Annotated in this window: 1 protein-coding gene; it reads right to left on the bottom strand. The window is 74.0% G+C overall.

Annotation, left to right across the window (positions count from 1 at the left end):
* Positions 1–3,482 (bottom strand): hypothetical protein (locus ACGFMK_RS48895; protein ID WP_392778919.1); only part of this gene is annotated, 3,482 nt, incomplete at its 3' end.
* Between the last annotated feature and the right edge of the window lie 183 nt (positions 3,483–3,665).

The following is a 3,665-nucleotide window of genomic DNA, read 5'->3' as shown; positions in this document are numbered from 1 at the left end:
CTGGTGTGCCCGGACAACGGACGCCCGAGCTGGGCCGGGGCGGCGCCGGTGAGGTCCCACAGCCGGACCGTGTGGTCGGTGCCCGCGGTCGCGAGCGTCCGGCCGTCGGGGCTGAACGCGATGCCGCCGACGCCGCCGGTGTTGGTGGCCAGCGGCTGACCGGCGGGTGCCGCGAGGGCTGGGACGCGGACGTCCCACAGCCGCACGGTGTCGTCGGCGCCGGCGGTGGCGAGGCGGCGACCGTCCGGGCTGAACACGAGCCAGGTCACCGCTTTCGTGTGCCCGGCGAGCGGCGGCCCGAGCGGCTTCACGGCGGCGGGATCGGCCACGTCCCACAGGCGGACGAGGCCGTCCGCGTCGGCGGTGGCGAGGGTGCGCCCGTCGGGACTGAAGACCGCGTCGGTGAGCGACGCCGTGCTCCCGCTGACCGGCTTGGCCCACGGTGCCGGGTGCGCGGGATCGGTGACGTTCCACAGCCGCGCCACACCGTCGCGGCCCGCGCTGACCAAGGTCCGCCCGTCGGGGCTGAACGCCACCTGGCTCACCGCTTTGGTGTTGCCCGCCAGCGGAAGGCCCAGTGCCGCCGGGTGCAGCGGGTCGGCGACGTTCCAGAGCCGGACGGTGCGGTCCGAGCCGGTGCTGGCGAGGACCCGGCCGTCCGGGCTGAACGCGATGCCGTTGACGTAGCTGGTGTGCCCGACGACGACCGTCGAAGGCAGGTCCCACAGGCGGATCAGGTGGTCCGCGCCGACGGTGGCGAGGAAGTGGTCGTCGGGACTGAACGCCAGCCAGTACACGTACCCGGTGTGCCCGGTCAGCGGGTGACCGAGCGGCACCGGGTTCGCCGGGTCGGTGACGTTCCACAGGTGGATGTCGTGGTCGGCGCCCGCGGTCGCGAGGAGGTGGCCGTCGTGGCTGAACGCGACTGCGAAAACGGTGTCCGTGTGCCCGGTCAACGGCGGGCCGAGGGACGCGGCGTGCGCCGTGTCGGTGACGTTCCACAGGCGGATCGTGCGGTCGGCGCTCACCGACGCGAGGGTGTGGCTGTCGGCGGTGTACGCGACGGCGTAGACCGTGTCGCCGTGCCCGGCCAGCGGTTGTCCCCACAGCACCGGCTTGGCCGGGTCGGTGACGTTCCACAGCTTGACCAGGTGATCGTGGCCGGCGCTGGCGACGGTGCGTCCGTCCGGGCTGAAGACCGCCGACGCCACGGCGGCGTCGTGCGCGAGCAGCGCGCCGCCGATCGGGGTGGCGCGCGCCGGGTCGGTCACGTTCCACAGCCGCAGGGTGCGGTCCTGGCCGGCGCTGACCAGGGTGTGCCCGTCCGGGCTGAAGGAAACGGAGAAGACGTAGCTGGTGTGACCGCGCAGCGGCGGTCCGGCGGGCCCGGCGTGCGCGGGATCGGCGACGTCCCACAGCCGGACCGTGCCGTCCCGGCCGGCGCTGGCCAGGACCCGGCCGTCCGGGCTGAAGGAGACCCAATAGGTCCGCCCGACGTGCCCGGTCAGCAAGACCGGCCACTGCTTGACGGCCGCCGGGTCGGTGATGTTCCAGAGCCGGATCACGCCGTCGTCGTCGGAGGTGGCGAGGGTGCGCCGGTCCGGGCTGAACGCGACGCCGTAGACGGTCGACGCGCCACCGCGCAGCACCGCCGACAGCGGCAGGTTCTGGGTGCCGAGCAACCCGGTGCCGGTGTCGGGTGTGGGCTGCATGTGGTGCGCGGCGATCATGAGCTGCGCCGAGAGGGACACGTCGGTGTCGCGGACCTGCGCGGACTCGGACACGGTCTGCAGGGCCACGGCCCGGTCGCGTTCCGCTTCGGCGGCGCCGCGTTGCCGCACGGCGTAGGCCGCGGTGAGCGACGCCGTCACGGCGAGGACCGCCAGCAGGGCGACGGCCGCCCGGCCGAGCGTGCGGGCCCGCGTCTGCCGTCGGATCGAGGCGGCCAGGAACCGGCGCACGCGGGAGTCCCGCCCGATGTCCTGCGGATGCCGGCCGGCCCAGTCCCGCGCGGCCGCCAGGCGGCTGCCGCGGTAGAGATCGGCGGTGTCGTGGTGTTTCCGCTCCCACGTCGAGGCCGCCTCGCTCAGCTCCCGGCGCAGCAGCAGGCTCGACCGGTCGTCCGCGATCCAGCCCCGCAGGCGGGGCCAGGCCCGCAGCAAGGCCTCGTGGGTCAGCTCGACGGTGCCGGCGTCGACCACGACGAGCCGGGCCGTCACCAGCGCGGAGAGCGCTTCCTCGCGGTCCGCGGGCAGTTCGTCCCGCTGAATCCGGCACTTGGTGTCCTCGGTGCCGTCCCCGGGGGTGACCAGCCGCAGCAGGGTGTCGCGCGCCTGTTCCCGCCGGGCGGGTGACAACGCCTGGTACATCGACTCGGCGGAGCGGGCCAGCGCGTGGTGCATGCCACCGGATGCTTCGTACCCCGCCAGGGTCAGGGTGTTTCCCCGCCGGCGGTGCCACGTCTCCCGCAGCGCGTGCGACACCAGGGGCAGCACGTTGGGTTCTCCCGCGGCGTCGGCGATGACCTGCGCCAGCAGCGCGCTTTCCAGCGTCGCGCCGGTGTCGATCGCCGGCTGGCTCACCGCGCGACGGAGCTCGTCCGTGTGCATCGGCCCGACGAGCACCTGCCCGTGCCCGAGTACCGCGGCCAGTTCCGGGAAGTCGGCGCAGTGCGCGTAGAAATCGGCGCGCACCCCGAGCACGACGCGCGTGCGGCTGTTGGCGGCCTGCGCCGCCGTGAGGAGGACGTCGATGAACGCCACGCGTTCGGCCGGATCCGCGCACAGCGAGAAGATCTCTTCGAATTGGTCGACGACGAGGAACAGTTCGGCGTCGCGGGGACCGTTCGCCAAGCCCTGCAGCACGGCCAGGTGCAGCGCGCGGCGGTCCACCCCGAGCTCGCGGCGCAGCGCCGGGGCGTTTCCCCCGGTGTGCGCGGCGATCCGGGCGGCGCATTCGTCGAGGGGGTGGTGCCCGGGCGTGAACAGGACGACCGGCCCCGCCGACCGCAGCCGCGGGATCAGGCCGGCGCGCAGCAAGGACGACTTGCCCGCGCCGGACGCCCCGAACACCGTGACGAACCGGTGGGTGCCGACGAGGCCGGCCACTTCCCCGGTGAGCGCTTCCCGGCCGTGGAACCGGGCCGCGTCACCGGGTTGGAACGCCGCCAGCCCGGGATAGGGGCACTCGTCGGACGCCCGGTCCACCGCGGGTCCGACGTTCTGCTCGTCGGCCGCTTCCCGCCAGCGCCGCTCCCAGTCGCCGGGGTCTCCCCCGCACGCCTCGACGAACGCCAGCGTGACCGCGAGGCTGGGCAGCCTCTTGCCCCCGGCCGCGTCCGAGAGGGTCGTGGTCGAGTAGTGCGCCCGCTGGGCCAGCGTCCGGTACGTCGGCCTGCCCGCCTTGTCGCGCAGTCGCCGCAGGTCGGCGGCCAGCCGGGTGAGTGCGTCCTCTTCGGCGAACGGCCGCTCAGGTCTCGGCATCGGTTCCCATTGCCTCCCCTGCCTCCCCGCAAGGCCGACGTGCCCGGCATCCCTTGTCCGGCATCTGTTGTCCGGCATCTGTTGTCCGGTAGCCGTCCGACGACACCGGACAACTCCGCCGACCGTAGACCGTACTGGCACGCACCCCGCTGCGGAAGGACAAGTGGATGCGCACACCGATGA

It is taken from the genome of Amycolatopsis sp. NPDC049252 (genome assembly GCF_043197175.1).
GTDB lineage: Bacteria > Actinomycetota > Actinomycetes > Mycobacteriales > Pseudonocardiaceae > Amycolatopsis.
Note: the sequence above shows the minus strand (reverse complement) of the source record. Positions and strands in the feature narration are given on the sequence as shown.